Here is a 22,205-nt window from a genome sequence, read left to right on the forward strand (position 1 = left end):
CGAGCGTTCATGGCGCACATGGACAGCCAGAAGCAGTCCTGGCGCGGCCCCGGGTGCGGTACACCCAACCTCACCATGTTCCACCGCCAAGGGCCCACCCTCCTCGAGCTGGCCGAGCAGGCCATGACCTCCGTCGAACACGGCTACGACCTGCTCGCCCCCAAGTTCGACTACACACCCTTCCGCACGCCAGACCCCGTGATCCAGGCCGCCATCGACGCCCTGGGCCCTGCCGGCTCCGTCGACACCGCCCTGGACGTGTGCTGTGGCACCGGCGCCGCCATGCGCCACCTGCGGCCACTCGCCCGGGAGCGCGTCGTCGGCATCGACCTGAGCCAGGGCATGCTCGAGGAAGCCGACCGCCGCCTCTCCGGCGCTCCAGGCACCGCCGCCTTCCAGTTCGTCCGGGGTGACGCGCTGGAGATGACCTTCGACGCCGAGTTCGACGTCGTCACCTGCTTCGGCGCCTTCGGTCACATCCTCGAGTCGGACGAGCCGCGCCTGCTGCAAGGCCTCCATCGCGCCCTGCGTCCCGGTGGCCGGTTCCTCTTCGTCACCGGGCATCCACCGTCGATGCTGCGTCCAGGCTACTGGGTGGCCCGAGGCTTCAACGCCGCCATGCGCGTGCGCAACGCCCTCTGGAAGCCACCCTTCGTCATGTACTACCTGACGTTCCTGGTGCCTCGCGCCAGGGCACTGCTGGAGGCCCAGGGGTTCACCGTCGAGGTGCGCGACAGCATCCTCCCCGAGCCCTTCACGCCCCTGGCCACCGTCATCGCGACGAAGCGCTGACTACTTGCTGTCCGTCGCCTTCGCCGCGCCCTTCTCCAGGCCGCGGTACACCGTCTCCAGCCACACGTCCGTCTTGATGTAGCCCTCGCCGAAGGACTTGAGGTGCTCCGGCACGCCCTCCGCCTTCACCTGCTCCAGCGTCTTGCCGGCCTCGCGCCGGGTGCGCACCAGGGTCACCGACTCGCGCAGCGCCGCCACGAAACGCTCCAGGCCCGCGCGGTCCGTCAGCGGCCCGTGGCCCGGAATGATTTTCACGTCCGCCGGGAGCGTCTGGAGCAGCTTCTCCACGTTGCGCACGTACCCTTCCACCGAGCCGCCGCTGTTCACGTCGATGAACGGGAAGGCGTCCACGAAGAACTGGTCACCCGTGTGCATCACGTTGGAGCCCACGAAGTGCACCAGCGTGTCGCCGTCCGTGTGGCCCGCCGGCAGGTGCGTCAGGCGAATCTCCTCGCCGTTGAAGTACAGCGACATGCCCGTGTCGTAGGTGATGACCGGCAGCGCCTCCTTCTTCGCCGGAGGGACGACTCCGCGGTCCCCCCTGTCCTGCCCGACCACCAGCCGCGTGCGCACCTCGCGATGCGCCACGATGCGGCCCTCGCGGCCGAAGACGGCGTTGCCGCCCGTGTGGTCGCCGTGCCAGTGCGTGTTCAGCACATAGGCGATCTTCGCCTTGCTCAGCTTGTCCAGGGCCTTGTGAATCTTGGGCGCCAGGGGCTCGAACTGGTCATCGACGATGAGCAGGCCATCCGGTCCCACCGAGACGCCAATGTTGCCGCCCGCGCCCACCAACATGTGCACGTTGCCCGCGACGGGACTGCTCGTCACAGAGACCTTCTCCACATCCTTCAACTGCGCCAGGGCCAGCGAAGGAATCGCGACCAGGACCGCCAGGAGGCTTCGCATGTCGGGGACTCACAAGGACAGGGGTGCGGGAAACGGAGAGGCACCATAGTCCACCGCGACCACCGTGTACTCCACCGCGCCCCGGGGTCGCTCCACCTGCACGGACTCCCCCACTTCCTTGCCCAGCAGCGCACTGGCCAGCGGCGACTCCACGCTGAGCCTCCCGGCCTTCACGTCCGCTTCATCCAGGCCGACGATCCGGTAGCGCACCCGCTCGCCCTCTTCGTCCTCCAGCTCCACCCACGCGCCGAAGAAGACACGTCCCGCCTGCGCCGGGTCTGGCTCCACCACCCGCACTTCCTCCAACGTCGCCGCGAGGTGCCGCGCTCTTCTCTCTCGCTCCTGACGCCGCACCCCGGCTTCCAGCGGCGTCAGCCCTTGCGCACCCGTGTCCGGGCCCTGCATGGACGCCAGTTCGTCCTGCAGCGCGCGGTAGCCCTCGGGTGTGATGTAGCGCTTGTCTCCCGAAGCGGACCTCGGGCGCGGAGGCACCAGCGCCTCATCCCCACCCGAGTCTTCCTTCGTGAACGCCTTCGACATTCCCGCCTCCACGAGCCGAGGCACTTCAAGGCCCCGAGATCAAGCTACGCCGCTTCCTCCATCACTCAAGGGGTGCGCGCATGGCAGGGCAGGCAAGGCTGACTGGCAAGCAAGGCCAGGAACTGGCGGGCTCTCGTGGTGGGGCCTGAACGCGCACATCCAGGGCGTCGCCGACCGACTCGCGAAGGAGGGCTTCGCCGTGTTCGCGGTGGACCTCTACCACGGCCGCACGACGAAGGACGCGGCGGAGGCGGACAGGCTGCTGGCGCAACTGGACTGGGGCAAGGCCAGCGAGGAGCTACGCGCCGCCACGGATGCGCTGCGCGAGCGCGGCGGGCCGGGCACCAAGGTCGCCGTCCTGGGCTTCTGCATGGGAGGCGCGCTGACGCTGCTGGCGGGAGTCAATGACCCGGGGCTCGACGCCGTGGTCCCCTTCTACGGGATTCCTCCGGAGACCGTGGACGTCACGCGCATCCGCGCGCCGGTGCAGAACAGAACGCGCGCCAGGCGTGGAAGCGCACCGTGGACTTCCTCCACGCGAAGCTCGGCTGAGTCTCGCGCGGAGGACGGACGACGCTCGGCTCAGGTGCCGGGCGTGGGCGCGGGCGTACCGGACGGCTGCTGCACGGGGCTGGGCGCCGCCTCCGGGGTGGTGGCCGGCGTGCCGGACGCGGGGGTCTCCGTGGCCGGGGTCTCCGTTGCGGGGGTCTCCGTCGCGGGAGCCTGCTCCGGCGCGGCGGGAGCCTGGGGCGCGGTCTCCACGGGAGCGGCGGGCGCCTCACCCGAGGGCGCGAGCTGCAGGCGGTACTCCTTCACGCCCTTGGGCAGCACCACCTCCACCAGCGGGTTCTCCTTCAGCAGCGCCTCGTTCGCCTCCAGCTTCACCAGACCATCCGCGTCGCTGAGGACGTTCAGGCGCGTGCGGCCCTCGCCCGCGCGTACCCGGGCCCCCTCCACGGGCTTGCCGGAGCCATCCACCACGCGCAGCGCCACAATCTGCCCGGGGGCGACGCCAGCGGCGCTCGGAGGAGCAATCAGCTCCTTGTAGGTCGGCCGCAGGGCACAGGCGGTCAGCAGCGAGGTGGAGGTCAGGACGACGGTCAGCAGGGCTCGGCGGAGGCTCATGGGAATTCCGTACGGACGTGAGGGGACTAACGGGCGCGGCAGCATAGCCGCAGACGGCGAGCCGCCAAGCCCCACGCCCGCCCCCTTGGGTTTGCCTGGCCCGTTTTCCCCGGCTTGCCCCTGGGATGAACCAGGGGGCCGCAGGGCGGCCCGCTCACCGATGGGGGCAGCAGCCCTTCCACATGTCCGTCGCCGACCCCACACCTGAGGGACGGCGGGAGCGCCACACCTGCCCCTTGGGAGGCTCGAAAGCCATGGTCGAGATGATTCGCTCCGATAGAACCACCAACCCTCCCCCCTATGCGCGGGATGTGCACCGCGAGCTCAGGTACTCGGAGCTTCCAGCGGGCATCGGGATGAAGTCCGAGGAGATCCGCTTCAAGCACAACCGGTTCGTCGTCAGCGTGGCGACGATGCTCATCACCAGCTTCGTCGTCTTCTTCGTGCCGCTCTTCAACGGCCTGATTGGTGGCGCGTTCGGCGGGTTCCACGCGCGGACCATGAAGCGCGCGCTCGGCGCGGCGCTCGTCAGCTCCATCGCGCTGCCAGTGTTCATCGCGCTCTTCTCCTTCCTCGCCGGCCCCACCCAGCTGCGCATCTTCGGCGGGCTGGGGTTCTGGGGATGGACGGCACTCTACGTCATCGGCACGTTCATCGGCGCCGCCACGGGCCCCTACTGTCGCCCGCTGTTGACCGAGGACTTCAACGCAGCTCCAACCCCAGTGCCAGCCGACGGTCCATCGTACCGGACCACCACGACGACGGAGACCGTGACTCGCGAAGTGATTGTGGAGCGAGTGAACCCTCCCAACGAACCTGTGCGCGAGGAGTGAGCAGCACCCCGAAGGGCCCCGCGCGCCCCAGCCACCACTCCACCTGGAGCCAGGCCCCCGCCTCGTGCGTGAGGCGGGCGTCGCCCATGCGCCAGGTGGGGGCATAGGCCGCTTCCAGGCGCACCGCGTTGGCCCCCGAGCCCGGCAGGCCCGTGCGGTGTGTCAGCGACAGGCGAGGCCCCGCCGCGGGCGTCAGGGCGTGCTCGCTCCAGTGCATCCGCGCGAGTCCTCCCACGCCCACCGCCGTGAAGCGCGAGAAGCGCGCGCCCGCGTCCACCACCACCAGCGCCTCCGCCTGCACGGTGGCCCGGTAGGGCAGCGCTCGCGCCGCGTCCGAGGCCACGCGCGCCTCCGCGCCCCACCCGAGCGAGTCCCATGCGGACTCGCGGAACTGGGGCAGCTCGCGCTGCAACGTGCGGTAGCCCACCAGCGTCATGTCCGTGGACACCACGCGCGGAGGGCCCCAGCGCGGCTCCAGCGACAGCTCACCATCCAGGACCCGCAGCTCGCTGCTCGACTGGAAGCCATGCAGGCGCGAGTCCCCCAACGCCTCCGCCATCCCCGCGGTGCGCACGCTCACCACGGGACGCGCCGCGCCCACGTCGGGGAAGTCCATGCCCACGCTCACCACCGTGCGCGCCGCGCCGGACTCCCGCAGCGCCGAGGCCGCCCAGCGTTTCTCGGCCTCCACCTTGCGACGACGGTCCGCCCCCAGGAAGGCCACCGCGTCGACCTCCGCCAGCACGCCGTCATTCAGCTCGCCCTGTGCCTCGGTGGCCCGGACGAAGGCGGCCTCGGTGCGCTCCGCGCGGACGAGGACCTTCAGCTCCTTGGGCGTCGGCGGGCGGCGCGGCGCCCTGGCCAGGGCTTCCTGGAACAGCGCCGTCCGGTCCAGCACCGCCAGCTTCCGCTGCAGCGCGTCCTCTCGCTCGAAGACCCGCTGACGCTCGCGGATTCCCGCCTCCGCGGAGCCCTTCAGGGGTGTCTTCACCGCGAGCAACCGCTGGCGCTCGATTCGCAGCCGCTCTCCTTCCAGCCGGTCCAACGCCGCGCGCTCCACCCGCACCGCGTGGGCCACATAGGCATGCAGCGTCTCTCGCACGGAGGCTCGGGCCTTTGGCGATGCGGAGGCGAGCACCCCGCTCACCGTCTCCGGCAGCTCTCCATAGGCCTCGCGTCTCGTGTCGGGCTCGGGAGATTGAAGACGGGCGTGAAGGCGCAGCAGCCGCGTCAGCGCGGAGGTGTCCACCAGGCCCGTGAGGGACTCCAGGGTCTCTCTTCGTATCGCGTCCGCGCGCACGGCGCGGTCTCCGGTGGACTCGAAGGCGTCCGGAATCAGCTCCAGCAGCGGGCCCGCGGGGCCTTGCTTGCCCAGCACCTCCAGCTTCGCCAGCGCGTCCAACGTGGCCGTGGGCAGCACCCACAGCGCTCCGGGGGGACTCACCTGTCGCCCGTGCTCCAGGACTCCGTTGAGGAGGAAGAGGAGCGCGCTCGCGCAGTTGTCGGTGAAGAAGTAGTAGCCCATGTACCCGCGCCGCTCGAGCTCCCAGATGCGCTCCAGCATCCGCGCCTCCTCGCCGCGAGTGAGGCGCAGTCGGAAGCGGCGGATGGTGCGTTGCTCCAGCTCCAGCGACTCGTGGGTGAGGTCGCCCATCGTCCCGGTGAGGAAGACGGTGTCGTAGCTGCCCGTCATCCCCTTCACCACGTAGCCCAGACCTCGGGGCTCCAGTCCCGTGAGCGCCACGAGCTGCACGACGCGCTCGAAGGAGGGGCCTCGCACCTGGGCGCCCTCGTTCCAGACGGGGCGCAGCAGCAGGTGGCCGAAGAGGGACTCGGGCTGCCGTCCCGTGGCCGCCACCAGGAGGACCTCGACGTGGGACAGGAGGTCGAGCTCCGCCCAGGCGTCGAAGGCCGGACAGTCCCCGCGTGAGCGCGGCGCTCCGAGCCCCGTGGCCTCCACCAGCTCCGTCAGCGCGCGCGACTTGGAGAACTCCTGACAGCGCACCTGCTCGTCCACGGACAGCGCGTCCTCGCGCAGGGACTCCACTGGGACGAAGTATTCTTCCGCGAACGTCACCAGGTCCTGCGATGCGCTCTTCTGTCCGAGTGCGCGACTGAAGGCTCCGGCGTAGTGCAGGCGCGCTTCCTCCTTCCAGACCAACGGGCGCTCGAAGGGCTTCATCCAGCCCGACAGGCGGCGCCAGTTCACGGTCCGGCTCCACTGGTAGGCGTCGTCCCAGCGCTGCACCACCGCATGCACCACGGCGCGGCGGCGCCACAGCCGCGCCGACTCCTCATCCGTCAGTCGTGACAGTCGCAACGTCGCACGACGCTCTGAGGACAGTGCGTACTGGTAGAGGTGGAAGCGGGCGCGCTCCTCGGACCAGTCCGGGCGTGCCGCCGTGCCATCACCCAGCCCCAGTGGAGCGGGTTCGGGATGAAGGACGAACTCCAGCGGGCCTCCTGGAAAGCGGCGCATCGCGGGCGGCAAGGCGCTCAGGCCTGCTTCCACCTCGCGCACCAGGGTCTCGTCGCTCGCTGCGGCACCTCGCAACAGGACGCCTGCTCGCTCCAGCGCGGACACGCGTTCCTTCAGGGGACGTGTGTCCTCCGTCGTCCCGCCTCGCGATGGAAGCCCGGCCTGCTCCGTCACTCGCGCGCCATCTCGTGGCGACGCTTCGTCCTCCATCGCCGCACTTCGCGATGGAGGCTCGGCCTGCTCCGTCACTTGGGCGCCATCTCGCGGCGGCATTTCGTCCTCCAGCGCCACACTTCGCGATAGAGGCTCGGCCGGCTCCGTCACTCGGGTGCCATCTCGCGGCGACACTTCGTCCTCCATCGCCGCACTTCGCGATGGAGACTCGGCCTGCTCCGTCACTCGCGCGCTATCTCGCGGCGACACTTCGTCCTCCATCGCCGCACTTCGCGATGGAGGCTCGGCCGGCTCCGTCACTTGCGCGCCGCCGGGCTCCGCCCACGCGGGCAGCGTGAGCGCGAAACTCAGCAGCCACGCCGCCCGGCGCCTCACTCCACCACCTCCGCCGTCGCCTCCTCCCCACCATGGGCCGCGAGGAAGGCGCGCCGGTCCTCGTCGAGCCTCGGGTCCGTGCGCGCCAGCTCACCCACCCGCGCCAACCAGGCCAGCGCCCGCTCGGGCGTCAGGGTGCGCGTGTCCGCCATCGCCAGCAGCTCGCGCCGGTTCGCCCGCAGCAGCCGCCCGAAGGTCCCCAGGTTCTCCCGACGGATGCTCGCCGCCGACGCCAGGTCCTCCACCGTGGGCCCCGCCCCCAGCGCCAGGTCCTCCCGAAGCTGGTGCGTCCGGGAGCGCAGATACACCTGCGCGGCCCGCCCCACCTCCTCCGGCGGAGGAGGCGCCTGACGACGCCGCTCGGCCGCCGCTATCACCCGCCAGATGACCACCCCCAGGCCAATCACCGTGGCCGCCACCGTCGTCGCCGACACCACCCGCCCATCGTTGTTCTCGCTGTTGCTCGTCTCCGAGCGCGAGTCCTTCCCCTCCCCTGCACCCTCCGACTCGCTGGTCCCCGTGTCGCTCTTGCTGGAGCGCGACTCGCTGGACCCTCCCTCCTCGGAACTGTGGTTCGAGTTCTCGCTGGAGCCCGACTCCGACTTGCTCGAATCGCCGGACCCCTTCGACGAGTCCCCGGACCCCTTCGATGAATCCCCGGATCCGTCCGACGAGCCACCCGACCCCGACCCCGAACCCGAACCGTCGGACGACCCCTCCGACGCGCTCATCCCTCCACTCCCCGTGGCCCCCGGCGTCCGACACCCCGTCACGCCCAGCAACACGGCCATTCCCAACGCAAGTTTCCCGGTGCGCATCATCGTCATCTCAGACTCCCCCTGAATGAGCATTCGTTCGCCGCGAGCAATGGACAGACATCCGTCCAGCCTCACGGAAGGAATTCATTGTCATGAATATGTTAGCCAGTGGCGTGCCGGCTGCGAAACAGTGATGTTTCGCGGCCTTGCGGATGACGCCACGCATCAAAGCGCGAAGCGGACGTCCCAGGGGTGCGTCACGGGCTTCGCGCCAGATGTAGGGAAAGTGCGGGGTACAAGGGCGACGCGCCGGGCATCGACTGTCGATCCCCGGCGCGCGCTCACATGAAACCTACCGCGAAAGGCCCTCCCCCCCGGTGGGCCTGCACTTCATTGTCGCGCGGTACGCACTGCGATTTCCATGCGGGGAAGCCCTGATGTCTGCTTCCACCCGGAAGCCTCAGACTCCAGGGCATGTCGCCGATAAATGCTCAACAACTCACAACTTCGACGTGTTGGTGGGATAGTGGGAGTCACTCATTGCCAGCGTATACTCAGGATATCGTGATTCGTTTGAATTCCGAGGAACAGCGTATCCTGGCGGACCTGGAAGCCCTGCTCGTCGAAGCGGAGCCGAGTTCGGAGTCCCTTCCCACACTTCTGGGGGCATTGCGCGACACGCTCAAGGCGGAGCGCGCGGTGGCCTACGGCGTGGATGTAGGGCCGGACCGCTACCACGTCAGCTATTCCTTCAACTCGGGCTTCCCCCAGGAGGGGGAGTCGGTCTTCGACGCCCTGGAGACCTTCCTGTCGGACCGGGAGAGTCTTTGGGGTTGGTATGATCCAGCCCGTCCCGCGCCGGCCCAACGCAACCGGGCGCTGCACTTCCGCTCGCTGCAGGAGTCGGAAGCGCGGCAGATGCCCTTGCATGACCTGCCCGCCTATGAGGTGGGGCGGCGTCTGGGATTGACCGAGGCGGAGCTGGACGCCCAGAGAGACCGCGTCAACACCCGCTCCGGCGCGGTGTACCGGCAACTGGGCATGGAGCGCATGGCCTTCCTTCGCACCCTGGTCTGCGAGGGGCCGTCGCTCCTGGGCTGGCTGGGGTTGATGCGCGAGGAGCCCTTCACCGAGCGCGAGCAGCGGGTGCTCCAGGCGTTGACGCCCACGCTGCAGCGGCGGCTGACGATGGAGACGCGCCTGCGCGAGTCGGGCCTGATGTCCACCGCGCTGGAGGTCGCGATGGAGGCGCTCGGTCGCGCCGCCTGGGTCGTCAGCGGCAGCGGCCGGGTGGTGCACGCCAACAGCGCGGGCCGGGTGTGGCTGGAGCGCGGCGAGCCGGAGCTGATGGAGCAACTGCGCCGAGGCGCCCAGGGCATCCCCTGCTCGGGGCCGCTGACGCTCACGCCGCTGCGCACCACGGGCCTTCCCGCGCACTACCTGGCCATCGACACGGGCACCGCCTCCAGCGCCGCCGCGCGCGTGCAGGCCCTGGCCGCGCGCTGGTCGCTCACCGCGCGCGAGTCCGAGGTCCTCACGCACATCGTCCAGGGCGAGACGAACAAGTCCATCGCCGGCAGGTTGGGCTGCGCGGAGCGCACCGTGGAGGTCCACGTCACGCACCTGCTGGCCAAGGCGCACGTGGAGAGCCGCTCGGCGCTCATCGCCCGCTTCTTCCAGACGTCCTGACTCTACAATGAGCGGGTGAACGACTCCCAAGCCACCCGCATCCAGGCCGCCCACGCTCGCGCCCGACAGGCGGTGGAGACAGGTCCCCGCTCCGCGCCCCCTGACGGAGTCCCCCGCCGACGACGGCTCGCCCTGGGCGACCCGCAGGCGGACTTCGACAAGGTCCTGGGCATCCTCGACCACCACGGACTGCTGGGCGCGGACGGTTGGCTCCTGCCCGACGTGCAGCTCGTCTCGGTGGGAGACCACTTCGACTGGGGTCGTCCCGAGGAGCGCCTGCACGCGGCGAACAGCGCGCTCGCGATGGTGGCCTGGCTGGCCGCGCATCCCGCGGACCAGGTCCTCCTGATTCTGGGCAACCACGACCTGGGCCGCGTGGGAGAGCTGGCCGACTTCGACGACGCCCGCTTCACCGTCGCCCAGGCGGAGGCGGACCGCGTCTACCAGAAGGGCCTCACCGACGAGGCCGGGGAGAAGGCCTTCCTGGCGCGCTGGCCCCAGGTGCCCACGGCCGAGCTGGTGGCCCGCGACTTCGGCAACTTCCTGGAGGCCCAACGCGCCTGGGTGGAGCACCTCTTGCGCGTCCGGCGCTTTCGCACCGCGCACGCCGCGGGCCCCGGGCTGCTGGTGCTGCATGCGGGCGTCACCCACGAGGACCTGGACGTGACGGGCCTTGCCCCCGAGCGCCGCGCGGACGCGGACGCGGTGGCACACGCGCTGAACGCGACGATGGACGCGGCGGTGGAGGCCTGGACGCAGGGACGGCTGGAGGTGCCGGGCCTGCACCAGCCGGGCGACGCCGCGCGCGGCGAGGGCACGGGCATCTTCTACCAGCGCCCCAGCACGAAGCCGGAGGACGCCGAGCGCACGCGTCAGACGCCGCGTCGGCGCTTCGACCCCAGGCGGCTTCCCTCGGGACTCACCCAGGTGGTGGGGCACACCCGCGACAAGCGCATCCGGGAGCTGATGGGCGTCACTTCGGGCACGGCGCTCGACGGGGTGGTGCGCCACCTGGTGACGGACGGCACGCGGGTGGACTGCGCGCACGGTGCCCCGCCAGCCACGGGCCCGGCGGAGGCGGTGCTCATCTTCGTCGACGGCGGGATGAGCCACTGTCCCGTCAACGCGTACGAGCTGTTCGACCTGGGTCTGCGCGCCGCCGTACGAGCGACGGCGCGCTGACCTGAAGGACTACTTCGGCGCGGGCTGGGCCTCCGCCTGGAGGCCGGCGAGCTTCTTCTCCAGGCCCTTCATCATGCGCGGCGACACCTGAGAGGCGGGCAGCGTCTTGGCGTAGGCGACGGCGTCCTCCACCGTCTTCGTGGCACCCGCGATGTCCTTGCGCGCGACGTGGATGTCGACCCGGTTGGACAGCACGTTGATGCGGCGGGAGCCCTTCACCCGCGCGAGCGCCCGGTCATTCGCCGCGAGTGCATCATCCAGGCGCCCCAGCAGCCGGTACAGCGTGGCCAGCCGCGCGGGCGGGTTGTAGTCCTGGGGCAGGTCCTTCTCGCTCTGCTCCAGCGCGGGCACGGCGCGCTCGGGCGTGCCCAGCTTCATCGCCGCCAGCATGCGGTGCGAATCGAAGACGGAGCGTGCGTCGGGGTTGGGCGCCTTGGCGGCCTCCGCCTCCAGGAACGCCAACCACTCGCCCGCGAGGGCCTTCACGCCCGCCTCGTCCTTCTCCAGCTCTCGCGCGCCCACCCGCATCTCGTAGAGGCCGGAGCGGTCATCCCCCGACATCTCGATGATGGGAGCGCCCATGGCCTCGACCACCCTGGCCTCCAGGGCCACACGCAGCTCCTTGCTCGCGGCCTGGTCCGGAATCGACAGCGCGCACATCAGGCCCATCATCGAGGCGTTGGCCCACGACAGCGAGCGCGGCGTGCCCGGCAACAGCTCCAGCGCCTTCTTCGCGCACGGCTCCACCTGCATCGCGCCGTACATCGCCGTCATCAGGGACTCCACCGCGCGGCCCCGACGGGACCAGTCCGCGGGCGCCTCGGCCAGGGCCTCCGTCAGCGTCTCGACGGCCTCCGCCGAGCGTCCCTCGCCGTAGAGCGCGTCACCGCGCGCCAGGAGCGCCTCCGCGCCGGTGATGCCGCCCTTGTAGGCGCGCTCACCGTCCTCGAAGAGCTTCACGAGCTGCGCCACCGTGGCGCTGCCGGCGAAGCGCAACAGCGGCTTCTCCTCGCGCGGGTCGATGACGTACAGCGTGGGCCAGAACTCGATGGGGAACTTCTCCTGGAACGCCGCGTTCTGGGTCAGGTCGGTGTTCACCTCCAACCAGACGTAGCGTCCGGCATGGCGCGCCAGCGATTTGTCCGACAGGACATACGCCTTCATGGAGCGACAGGTGTGACACCACGGTGCCCAGACGTCGACGAAGAGGGGGATGCCCTTCGCCTTCGCCTCGGCGAGCGCGCGGGCGTAGTCATCCTCGATGAACGGCAGGGGGGCTCCGGCATGCGTCGCATCCGTGGACACGGGGGTGTTCGTGTTCGCGGCGGTGCAGGCGACGAGCCCCAGCAGCAACAGGCAGGCGGCGTGGATGCGCATGGCGGCGGACCCTACCGCGCCCTCGCCGCTCTGTCCCTCAACGACATCCGCCACGCAAGCAACTGGGCACCCGCTCCCGCACATGCTCTGGTGTGCGCGGACCTCCGATGACGAGAGACCCCTACACCCTGCGTGATTCCCTCGCGTCCGCCCTGGACGCCCTGCCCGCTCCCGAGCGCTTCCCCGAGGCGTCGGACGCGGACCTGGCCCGGCGTCTGGCCGAGCGGCTGCGCAGGGACCTGCTTCCCCGCCTGGGCTCCGCGGACGCGCCCCTGTTGCTGGTGGCCATCGCCGGTCCCAACAACGTGGGCAAGTCCACGCTCTTCAACGCGCTGGTGGGTGCGCCGCTGTCGCCCGCGAGGCCCGAGGGAGGCCTGACGAAGCAGTGCCTCGCGGCGGCCCACCCGGAGACGTGGACGGGCGCGCTGAAGGACTTCCTCACCCGTCGGTACGACACGGTGCCCGTGGCGCCGGGAGCGCTCGCGCCCGTGGACCAGCCGGGCCCCGCGGGGCGGCTGTACCTGGTGCTGGCGGACGCGGTACCGCGCGGGCTGCTCGTCATGGACACGCCGGACTTCGACAGCGTGTACCGGGAGAATCGCGAGCGCGCGGAGGCGTTGCTCGTCACCGTGGACGTGCTCGTGTTCGTGGTGAGCCGGCAGACGTACCAGAACGCGGCGCTGGTGGACTTCCTGCGCGCAGCCGTGGGCCATGGGCGGCCGTACCTGCTCGTCTACAACGAGGCCTCGCGCGAGGAGGTGGCGCGTGGGCACCTGGACAAGCTGGCCTCTGACGTGGGCCATCCTCCGCTCGCGCGTTACCTGGCGCCGCACCAGCCCGACGTCGAGGCGGGCCTGCGGGCCCTCGCGACAGAGCCGCTGGACGGGAGTCCTCCGCTCGATGCCCTCCTGGGGGAGGCCGAGCACGCACGGGAGCTGAAGGCCCGGGCGCTGGAGGCGTCGCTCGCGGATGCGCGGGCGGAGCTGGAGGCGGTGGCGCGCGCGTCGACTCGCGCGGCGAGCGAGCCGGAGCGGCTGCGGCAACGCCTGCGTCACGAGCTGGAAGGCGTGGGACGCGCGGCGGCGCTCAAGGCGGTGCCCGCGGACGTGCTCATCGATGCCTTCCGCGACGAGTTGGATGCGCGCAGCCAGTTCCACAAATGGGTGCGGCTGCCCTTCCGGGGACTGGCCACGGCGCTCACGTACGTGAGTCGCAAGGTGCGCCAGTCCTTCACCGGGCCGGAGCCGGAGGGCTCGCAGACGCCCTCGCGCACGGTGGACGCGACGATGACGGATGGGGTGCGGCGGCTGGTGGATGCCTTCGCGCCGGAAGTCGCCGCGTGGCGCGGAGACCCCGAGACGCGAGAGAAGCTGACCGAGGCCTTCGGGCCCGTGACGCTCGCGAAGCTGGAGGAGCCGCTGGGCTTCGAGTCCCTGCACGCTCACGCGGCGGACCGCGCCACGCTCTATGCCTACTGTCGCGAACTGGTGGCGGGCGAGCTTCAGGGAGGCATGCGCGAGGAGCTGCTCCAGGCGCTGACGACGCTGGTGTACTCGGTGCCGTCGGGCGCGGCGGCGGTGGTGACGGTGGCCACGGGCGGCTTCGGCCATGACGCGGTGGTGTGGGCGGGGACGCTGTTGTCCACGCCGCTGATGGAGCGCTTCGTGGACCTGCTGGGCGCCCAGGTGCGTGCCCGCGTCACCCGCAAGTGGGCAGACGCACATGGCGCCACGCTGGCGCGCGCGCTGGAGACGCGGTTCTTCTCGGACGTGCTGGGTCACCTGGATGGGCTGGCGGACGACTGGAACCACACCGCCGCGCGGCTGGAGGCCACGCGGGTCGAGCTTTCGTGACGGCTGGCGGGTGGACGAGCCGTCGTCCTCCTGCTCCAACGGGCTGGGAGGCGTGCGCACTGAGACACCGAGGCGACACCGCGCGGACGGACAGGACGGATGACATTCGGTCCGTGCGTGTGCGGCGACAATGCGCCATGCTGCGAGCGTCATGAATGGCTCGGACCCCGGAGCACCGGGCTCCCCACCTCCCGTCCTTTCCTTCCGCCACCTGCTGACCGACGCTGTCGGTACGTTCCTGGATGAGGCGGGGATGTCGTGCGCGCAGACGGCTGACTCCATCGGCGAGCTCATCGTCACGCTGTCGCGCTACCGCGAGGAAGGCGCCCCGCTGTTCCCCATGGCCTTCATGGGAGACGACCTGGGGCAGATGCTGGCGCTGCTGGGCGGCAAGGACCCCATCGCCATCGGCATCGGGCCCCGCTCACGCGCCACCGTCCAGCGAGCCCTCAAGCAGTGCGCGCCGTTGGGGCAGGGGCGGTGGTGGGCGCTGTACCTGCTGCGGGTGCCGGAGGGCTTCGCCTACGGCGTGTTCCGCACGGACCCGTTTCCGCTCGCGGAGTCACCGCTGGAGCGGCTGCGGCGGACGGAGGAGGCTCAGGCAGGGGTCGTGGGCGTGCTCCAGCTCGCGGACAACATGCTGGAGCTGCGCGCGGGTGGCGGGCTGTGCCGGCACGTGTACCTGTCGGGTGCGCGCGTGGAGGGGGCGTCACCGCCCGCGGTGCTCAACGAGTTGGCGGAGGCCATCACGGATGGCGTGGCGAGCGCCAGTCTGGAGCGAGCCCGAGGGTTCTTCCGGCGCGTGCTCTTCGAGGTGATGCAGTCGTCCCATGGGGCGCTGGTGGCGGTGCTGCCCCGGGAGCGCGCGGGCTCCACGCTCTTCGTGGACGGCATCATCCTGCCGCGCCCGTTGGACATCGTGGCGCTGCTGGACCGCTATCACGCGGACCCGACCGACTCGGCGGCCACGGCGGTGCGAGCCACCGGGCAGCTTTTGCGCGGGATGATGGCGACGGATGGAATCACCGTGCTTCGCGCGGACGGGTGCATCGTCGGGTACAACATCTTCGTGCGGCACCCGGAGTCGCTCGCGCATCAACCGTCCGTCGTGGGCGGAGCACGTCGGCGCACGTACGAGGTCCTGGGCGCCGCCGTCGGCACCGAGCTGACCGCCGCGTTCATCCGCTCCCAGGATGGTGACGCGGCCTGCCGTCGCGCATAGCAATTCCTTCCACTGCCTATCCACAGCGCCTGGTCTGGCCGACAATCATTTGTCAGACCGCCGCGAAACCGTCGTCTCTTCAACAGCCACCCAGCCATTTCAGAGACACGTGGCGGAAAGTCAAAGTGAAATCTCCCAGTGACAGCTCTCCCCACCAGCGCTCGAACGCGTCCACCAAGACCGGGCTTCTGGTGGGTATCTGCCTTGCCACGTTCCTGACCGCCCGGATCGCTGAAGCCTCATGCCCCGAAGGACAGACAACAACCTGCACCTTCGAAGGATGTGCGGGAACTTCAACATGCAGCAACAGGGAGTGGAGTGAGTGTGCGCCCACCCCGGCCTGCTACGAGACGCCGCCCATGGGTCTCCGGTACGTGACGAGCGGGATTGGGGCAGGCAAGGAGAAAACCGTCGTGGGCGTCCCAGACGCCGCCACGACAGACCCGTTCCCCACGTATCTATTTACCCAGGCGCAAAAGAGTCTGACTTTCACTGCGACCGCGGAAGACCCCAATCGGGGAGTCAAATCCGTCAAACTCACCGGCGAGCTCACTGTCTGGTGCATGTCGCCTCGCCGCAGTGTCTACAGCACCGAGACGCGCTCGGCGCAGACGTTCCCTCTCTCGAATGAGAACAGCGCCGCGACAGCCTCTCCCTCGCGCACCGTCTCCCTCGCAGCGACGTTCAAGTCGTATACGGAGGAGACCCGCTGCGCGCCCGGCCTTTTGCCCTACCGCATCGACCTCGCGCTCACGGCACAGGCCACCGACGGCAACAACAACGTCCTGAAGACGCCACTGCGCCGGTATGTGTTCGTCCAGTCATTCAAGGTCGCGACATTCAACATCCGCAACGGCAAGAACATGGCGAACCAGGACAGTGCCGACATGCTCGCCATGTACTTGGAACCCGATCACAGAGTGGACATTGTCCTCTTTCAGGAGACCAGCGAAGACACCGTTTCACGTCTCCTGATGCAGCCCTGGCTCCGAGAGCTCTCTCGATACCGAGCCCTCTCTGGGAACAATGATCTGGCCATCTTCAGCAGGTTCCCCATCGCGCAGAACGTGGTGGTCCCTTTTTCGCAGCCACTCAGGGACTACGTTCATCGATGGCACTACGTGGTGATGGACATGGGCGGATTCAATCCTCGGATTGCGAATCTTCATCTCATCGCGACCAGCGTCGCAGAGGAACGAGACCTGAATGAATTCACCTATCGCCGACAGGAAATGGATGAAGTGATGTTGGTGATGCGTCCGCCAGGCCCTCCCTCCATCATCGCGGGTGACTTCAATGCGCCCGTCTACAAAGACGACCCGCCCTATACCTACATTCGCGCGGAATGGGACTCCCTCTACTTTCAACCACCGTACAAGCATTTCTGCATGGTGGCGGGCTGCGAGGTGACGCCGGAGCTTCTGCCCCGCTACAACCTTGACCAGATCTGGCTGGGGATGAGCACGCCGGGGTTCGCGATTGTCGACGCCTACACGGCTTTCGATGAGCCCATCTACGAACCCACGTTCCTCTCGGACCACCGCATGCAGGTGGTCCGCGTGCACATCAAGGAATAGTGGGGACAGAGGGCGTCGCGCCCTGCTCCCGGTATGAGCCTCGGTTCTCCTCGAAAAGGAGAAGAACCCATGGTGTGCTGGAGCCATGAACTTCGTCTTCGTGGGTACCAGCCTTGGCGCCCGGGGAACAGAGACCCACCTGGTCAGCCTGGTGCGCGCAATGGCCCAGGCTGGCCACGGGGTGGTCACCGTCGCGCGAGAGGGGGGCTTCATCGCCAGGGAGTTGGAGTCCCATGGGCTCGCCGTCGAGCCCGGCGTCTTCCGAAACGCGGCGGATGTGAGGGGGATGCGCAGCGTGCTGCGCGCCATCCGCCGTACGCGGCCCCAGTGGTTGGTGGGCAGCTTCGGACATGAGTACTGGCCGCTGCTGATGCTGGGGGGGATGACCGGCACACCGGTCGCGCTCTTCCGCCATCTCAACAGCCGACTCAAGCCTATGTCCCGCCTGCTGCTACCCCGCTGGGCGCACCGATTCATCGCGGTCTCGGAGTCCATGCGCTCGAATCTGGTAGAGCAAGGTGTTGCCTTCGAACGGGTTCGGCTCCTCTACAATCCGTTGGACGTTGGCTACTTCCGCCCAGATGAAGAACGAAGGGCGGAGGCGCGTCGCGCTCTTGGAGTGAGCGCTGACGAAGTGCTCATCGGATTCGTTGGCGCGCTGAAGCCAGAAAAGGGAGCGTTCCGACTGGCCGAGGCCCTGAATCAGGCCATGCCACTTCGACCTGGGCTGCGCGCACTTTGGGTGGGCGAGGAGGCAGCGCATCCGCGATTGAGAGCGGCTCTTGCGCCAGAGTTCCACCACCGACACCTCCTGCGCGGATGGACGAGCGATATGCGCTCCCTCTATGCCGCCATGGACGTAGCCACCATGCCATCTGAGTGGATGGAACCCTTCGGGCGTGTCTCCATCGAGGCCCAGGCGTGCGGAGTCCCAGTGCTCGCCAGCCGCATTGGAGGATTGCCAGAAACCCTGCGGGAGGGAGAGACCGGTGGACTGGTGCCTCCTGGAGACGTCGCGGCCTGGCGTGACGCACTGCTGAACATGGCTGACATGACGCCAGCTCGTCGGCGGGCGATGGGGGAAGCAGGGGCTCGATTCGTTCGAGAGCGCTTTGCCGCCGAGCGCATCGTGGAGGAGTTCTTATCGATGCTAGAGCCGACTGGAGCCGGCCCCGCAGGTCGCCTGGGCCCTGGGGCCTGACGCCGGGCGTTCCGAGGACCGAACCGGCCAGTAGGGGTCTTGCGCACACGACGCCGGGCCGGGATTTTCGGGCTGTTCTGGATAACAGCTGCAACCTGTGTCGGTAGAGGCACAGGTTTGCTGTCCGGAGACTGACCTCTCACGTCACATGGCACCGTGGACGCACAGATGGCCGGAGAATTGAGTTTGTCAGAGGCTTCCAGCATGCTGGCGCGGCCTTGAAATCCCCCTTGTTCCGCATCGCGCGATTCGCGCTCGCTGCCCTCGCGGTGTGCCTCGTGGCCCCCTCTGCGTGGGCCCAGAAGCTACCGGACGTCACCGTCGCCGGTCCGCCTATTGCCCCCGCGTTGAGCGAGAGCGGCCAGGGCCTGTGCGTTGCGTCCAACGTGTGGACGCGGACCTTGGGCGAGTTCCCGCAGACGCGGGGTACGTACCTCGACGTCATCAATGGGTACTTCGAGGAGCCGGTCAGCAAGCAGAACCGCGTCACGACCGTGATGCGCACGCCGTTCGATCTGTCGAACAACCTCAACGATGGTCGCACGCTGAGCTATGGCGACTTCGTGGGCCAAGTCTCGGCCCCAGGATGCTCAACTGGTGGCTGCAGTTTCAACGTCATCAACGACGGGGACGCATTCACCCCGTTCGTTTCACGCTTCCGCGGCTACTTGAATGTCCCTCCTAGCCTCGCGGGCCAGACACTGCATCTTGGGTATTACGCGGACGACGCAGTCAGTCTCGTCATTTACGACCGCATTCAATCCTATACGGTCATCAACCGGCCGCCTCAGCTAGGCGCCCCCACCTGGCGAACCACCAACAGCGTGACCTTCTCGCAGGCGGGTCTCTACGCCGTGGAGGTTCTGTATGCGCAGGTGACGGAGCACGCCGCGCTCGAGATGTCTCTGTTCACCGGGCCCTTCACGGACTTCGAGCGAGCCGCCAATCAGCCGCCGATCATCAACCTGTACAGCTCCAACTTCCAACTGCTCCAGCCCGCCCAGTTCTTCCAGACGGAGAACGGCATCCCGTCCTATTCGACGGACCCCAATCGCTGCGAGCAGTGCAGCCGCTCCAACGTCAACGCCCCCAACAACGGCGGCTGTGATCCCTATTACCACTGCAACGCCGCGGCCCTGTGCGCCCCTTGCGACTCCTCGCTCCGCTGCGGCGCGGCCTGCTCTCCCTGCGGTCAATCCACGCCCCTCTGCGCCAACATCAACGGCAACACCCAATGCGTGCAGTGCACGGACGATAGCCAGTGCCCCAACGGCCGCTGCGACCTGATCGACAACACCTGCCGAGGCTGCAACGGCGACGACGACTGCCCGACCAACGGACGCTGCGACCTGAGCGACAACACGTGCCGGGGCTGCAACGACGACAACGACTGCCCGAACACCGGCCGCTGTGACCTCGGAACGAACCAGTGCTCGGGCTGCAACGACGACGCGGATTGCCCGGGCGCCGTCTGCGACGAGCCCACCGCCACCTGCGTCCCGTGCACCGACGATGAGCACTGCCCCGATGGCCAGGTCTGCGCGACCGACATCAACCAGTGCCGCGAGTGCAATGACGATTCGCAGTGTGTCCGCGGTGAAGTCTGCACCAATCACCAGTGCGCCCCCTGCGCCACCGATGACCAGTGCGCCGGCAACTCCTGCAACTGCTGCCCCAATGGCACCCAGTGCTCCGCACTGACCGCCGGCGGGTCTCCCTCCTGCGTCGAGTGCACCACCGATGACCAGTGCGCCGACGGCCAGAAGTGCGATCCGCTCAACGGCACCTGCGTCACCACGCTGCCCGAGTGCAACACCGCCGATGCCTGCGGCCCCGCCTGCGCCAAGTGCCCTGGCGAGCGCCCCTTCTGCCTCGACGGCGAGGTCTGCGTTCAGTGCCGCACCGACCTGGAATGTGGCGACGGCCAGTTCTGTCTCAGCGGCGAGTGCAGCACCTGCACCACCGACCGCCACTGCGGCTCGCGCTGCGAAGCCTGCGATACCGACGCCCCCTTCTGTCTGTCGGACGGCTCGGTCCAGAACAGCACCTGCGTCGGCTGCAGGAGCAATGACGACTGCGGCAGCGGCCAGTGCAACCCCACGACGCGCACCTGTGAGAACGCCGGCGCCTGCGCGGTGACCTGTGACGCGGGCCTCGTCTGCGATGGCGAAGCCTGCGTCCAATGTTTCGCCGACGCGCACTGCCCCTGCGGCGGCACCTGCGACCTCACCAACAACACCTGCTCCTCTTCGTGCGACGACAGCGGCGACTGCCTCGGCGTCCAGCACTGCTCGGCCAAGACGCAGGAGTGCGAGCGAGGCCGACGCAAGCCCGGCACCGACCCGCAGGGCGGCGCCTTCTGCTGCGGCACCGCCGCCGATGCCACTCCGGCTGGCAGCGCCACCATCCTCGTCCTGCTCGCCGCGGGCCTCCTGCTCCTCCGCTCCCAGCGCCGCGTCCGATGAAACCCTTCCACCTGCCGCTCCTCCTCCTGGCGCTCGGAGGGGCCACCCTCGCCTCCGCCCAGCCGGACGCCCGCTTCGACGTGCAGTTGTTCCGCCCGTCCGCGGCGCCGCAGGACCTGGTTGTCGTCACCCAGTCCCGTCCGCTGTCACACATGTCCGTGGCCTTCGGGCCGTACTTCAGCTACTCGCTCAACCCCCTCACGCTGGTGCCCGAGGGCGGAGACCTCGAGAAGATCAGCCTGGTGGGCAACCGCCTCCAGCTCGACGTCATGGCCATGGTGGGCCTGTTCGACTGGGGCGAGATTGGCGTGGACCTGCCGCTCATCCTCGCCCAGGGCGGACAGAACCTGGAGGTCATCGGCACCGAGGGAAGCGTGGAGAGCTTCGTGCTCGGTGACCTGCGCCTCTCCGGCAAGGTGGCCATCCCGGGCCTTCGCCGTCCCGCCGAGGGCAAGGGCTGGGGCGCCGCGCTGACGCTCAACGTGTCCTTCCCCACGGGCGCGCAGGACGCGTTCGCCGGCGAGGGCGAGATGACGTGGGCCCCCGGGCTCGTGCTGGACTACCGCTTCGGCAACGGCATCCTGCTCGCGTTCAACGGCGGCTTCTGGAAGCGGCCGGACCGCGTGTTCGACGGCGTGGCGCTGGGTGACATGGCGCCCTTCGGCCTCGGCACCGAGGTGCCCATCCTCCGAGGCAGTGGCATCACCGCGCTCGCCATGGTGAACGGCGCGGTGGGATTGAAGAAGGCGCCTGGAACGGAGCGGCAGATTCCCGCGGAGCTGCTCGTCGGCCTGCGCTGGTACAGCTCCACCGGCGTGACGTTCACCTTCGGCGGAGGCGCGGGCTGTGGCTGCTCGCTCGCGTCGCCCACGCTGAGCTTCTTCACGTCCATCATCTGGATTCCGGCGAAGACGCGCGAGTGGGAGGCGCTGGAGCGCTTCAAGGAGCCGCCCGAGCCGGCACCGCCGCCTCCTCCGCCGGTGGACCCGGATGGCGACTCGGTGATTGGCGTGGGCGACAAGTGCCCGGAGGTGCCCGGCCCCGTGGAGAACGCGGGCTGCCCGGACACAGACCGCGACGGCGACGGCACCGTGGACCGGCTCGACAGGTGCGCGGACCAGCCGGCGGGAAGCCGGGGCCGCGATGGCTGCCCGCTCGCGCGCCGCGACGGGAACAAGATTGTCATCCTGGAGCAGGTGAACTTCGCCACGGACCAGGACGTCATCCTCTCCGAGTCCTTCCCGATTCTGGAGGAGGTCGCCCGGGTGATGAACGAGAACCCGGAGATGGACCGGGTGTTGGTGGAAGGCCACACGGATGCTCGCGCGAGCGATGCATACAACCTGGACCTGTCGCGTCGGCGTGCGTCCAGCGTGATGCGCTTCCTCATCCAGAGCGGCGTGGCGGCGGAGCGGGTGTGTTCGCAGGGCTTCGGTCGCAGCCGGCCACTGTCCGACAACGCGACGGAAGAAGGCATGGCGCTCAACCGCCGCGTCGACTTCACCATCCAACCGCCCAGCGATGGCCCGCGTCCGCCCTGCCCCGAGGACCCGTCCGAAAAGAAGGGCAAGCGCCCCCGTACGAAGGCACCGAGCCCCAAGGCCAGCCCCGCCGCGCCGAAGCCGTAAGCGCGGCGGCACGGGCTCCGACAGCATCT

16 protein-coding genes and 1 pseudogene are annotated in these 22,205 nt (G+C 69.1%); 11 read left to right on the forward strand and 6 right to left on the reverse strand.

What is annotated here, in order from left to right; translation table 11 throughout:
* Positions 1–75: 75 nt before the first annotated feature.
* The gene (locus FJV41_RS17545) at positions 76–792 is read left to right on the forward strand and encodes a class I SAM-dependent methyltransferase (RefSeq protein ID WP_141643666.1); all 717 of its coding nucleotides are present in this window, start codon (positions 76–78) and stop codon (positions 790–792) included.
* On the opposite strand, the gene FJV41_RS17550 is transcribed toward FJV41_RS17545, so the two are convergent.
* Together FJV41_RS17550 and FJV41_RS17555 are read right to left on the reverse strand one after the other, a co-directional pair.
* Complete coding sequence (locus FJV41_RS17550; RefSeq protein ID WP_141643648.1) at positions 793–1,698, reverse strand: MBL fold metallo-hydrolase; 906 nt, start codon at positions 1,696–1,698, stop codon at positions 793–795.
* Positions 1,699–1,707: 9 nt separating this feature from the next.
* Positions 1,708–2,238, reverse strand: a complete 531-nt coding sequence (locus FJV41_RS17555; RefSeq protein ID WP_141643649.1) for a GreA/GreB family elongation factor — start codon at positions 2,236–2,238, stop codon at positions 1,708–1,710.
* Between FJV41_RS17555 and FJV41_RS17560 the strand changes: the two are divergent.
* Positions 2,222–2,668, forward strand: a pseudogene (locus FJV41_RS17560) (dienelactone hydrolase family protein); the annotation flags it as partial. The gene FJV41_RS17555 and the pseudogene FJV41_RS17560 overlap by 17 nt on opposite strands.
* Before the next feature lie 152 nt (positions 2,669–2,820).
* Here FJV41_RS17560 and FJV41_RS17565 read toward each other — a convergent pair.
* The 3 genes from FJV41_RS17565 to FJV41_RS17575 all read right to left on the reverse strand — a co-directional run bounded on the left by FJV41_RS17565 (position 2,821) and on the right by FJV41_RS17575 (position 7,658).
* Positions 2,821–3,363 carry a YajG family lipoprotein gene (locus tag FJV41_RS17565; RefSeq protein ID WP_141643650.1) on the reverse strand — a complete coding sequence of 181 codons (543 nt, stop codon included), beginning with the start codon at positions 3,361–3,363 and terminating at the stop codon, positions 2,821–2,823.
* 702 nt (positions 3,364–4,065) lie between these two features.
* A complete protein-coding gene (locus tag FJV41_RS17570) occupies positions 4,066–6,948 on the reverse strand; it encodes a lipoprotein N-acyltransferase Lnb domain-containing protein (protein ID WP_246137258.1) in 2,883 nt (960 codons plus the stop codon).
* 272 nt (positions 6,949–7,220) lie between these two features.
* Positions 7,221–7,658: a hypothetical protein gene (locus FJV41_RS17575; protein ID WP_246137259.1), complete on the reverse strand. Its 438-nt coding sequence runs from the start codon at positions 7,656–7,658 to the stop codon at positions 7,221–7,223.
* Here FJV41_RS17575 and FJV41_RS17580 point away from each other — a divergent pair.
* From FJV41_RS17580 to FJV41_RS17590, 3 genes are all read left to right on the forward strand, one after another.
* Positions 7,633–8,067, forward strand: coding sequence for a hypothetical protein (locus FJV41_RS17580; RefSeq protein ID WP_141643652.1), 435 nt, complete (start codon positions 7,633–7,635; stop codon positions 8,065–8,067). The two genes, FJV41_RS17575 and FJV41_RS17580, sit on opposite strands and share 26 nt — an antisense overlap.
* Before the next feature lie 479 nt (positions 8,068–8,546).
* Positions 8,547–9,671: a response regulator transcription factor gene (locus tag FJV41_RS17585; RefSeq protein ID WP_141643653.1), complete on the forward strand. Its 1,125-nt coding sequence runs from the start codon at positions 8,547–8,549 to the stop codon at positions 9,669–9,671.
* A gap of 15 nt (positions 9,672–9,686) precedes the next feature.
* Positions 9,687–10,853: a metallophosphoesterase gene (locus FJV41_RS17590; RefSeq protein ID WP_141643654.1), complete on the forward strand. Its 1,167-nt coding sequence runs from the start codon at positions 9,687–9,689 to the stop codon at positions 10,851–10,853.
* A 9-nt stretch (positions 10,854–10,862) separates the two neighbouring features.
* On the opposite strand, the gene FJV41_RS17595 is transcribed toward FJV41_RS17590, so the two are convergent.
* Entirely contained in the window at positions 10,863–12,230 is a 1,368-nt protein-coding gene (locus FJV41_RS17595) for a thioredoxin family protein (protein ID WP_141643655.1), read from the reverse strand.
* Between the two features lie 107 nt (positions 12,231–12,337).
* Here FJV41_RS17595 and FJV41_RS17600 point away from each other — a divergent pair, with 107 nt between their 5' ends.
* The 6 genes from FJV41_RS17600 to traB all read left to right on the forward strand — a co-directional run bounded on the left by FJV41_RS17600 (position 12,338) and on the right by traB (position 22,176).
* Positions 12,338–14,083 carry a GTPase domain-containing protein gene (locus FJV41_RS17600; protein WP_141643656.1) on the forward strand — a complete coding sequence of 582 codons (1,746 nt, stop codon included), beginning with the start codon at positions 12,338–12,340 and terminating at the stop codon, positions 14,081–14,083.
* 151 nt (positions 14,084–14,234) lie between these two features.
* On the forward strand, positions 14,235–15,305 hold the full coding sequence (locus tag FJV41_RS17605) for a hypothetical protein (protein WP_174453984.1): 1,071 nt from the start codon (positions 14,235–14,237) through the stop codon (positions 15,303–15,305).
* Positions 15,306–15,664: 359 nt separating this feature from the next.
* The gene (locus FJV41_RS17610) at positions 15,665–16,882 is read left to right on the forward strand and encodes an endonuclease/exonuclease/phosphatase family protein (protein ID WP_141643658.1); all 1,218 of its coding nucleotides are present in this window, start codon (positions 15,665–15,667) and stop codon (positions 16,880–16,882) included.
* 85 nt (positions 16,883–16,967) lie between these two features.
* The gene (locus tag FJV41_RS17615) at positions 16,968–18,083 is read left to right on the forward strand and encodes a glycosyltransferase family 4 protein (protein ID WP_141643659.1); all 1,116 of its coding nucleotides are present in this window, start codon (positions 16,968–16,970) and stop codon (positions 18,081–18,083) included.
* 278 nt (positions 18,084–18,361) lie between these two features.
* Entirely contained in the window at positions 18,362–20,548 is a 2,187-nt protein-coding gene (gene traA, locus FJV41_RS17620; RefSeq protein ID WP_306440887.1) for an outer membrane exchange protein TraA family protein, read from the forward strand.
* The gene (traB, locus tag FJV41_RS17625; RefSeq protein WP_141643661.1) at positions 20,545–22,176 is read left to right on the forward strand and encodes an outer membrane exchange protein TraB; all 1,632 of its coding nucleotides are present in this window, start codon (positions 20,545–20,547) and stop codon (positions 22,174–22,176) included. The genes traA and traB overlap by 4 nt, the downstream gene beginning before the upstream one ends.
* Positions 22,177–22,205: the final 29 nt, after the last annotated feature.

The organism is Myxococcus llanfairpwllgwyngyllgogerychwyrndrobwllllantysiliogogogochensis (genome assembly GCF_006636215.1).
Lineage (GTDB): Bacteria > Myxococcota > Myxococcia > Myxococcales > Myxococcaceae > Myxococcus > Myxococcus llanfairpwllgwyngyllgogerychwyrndrobwllllantysiliogogogochensis.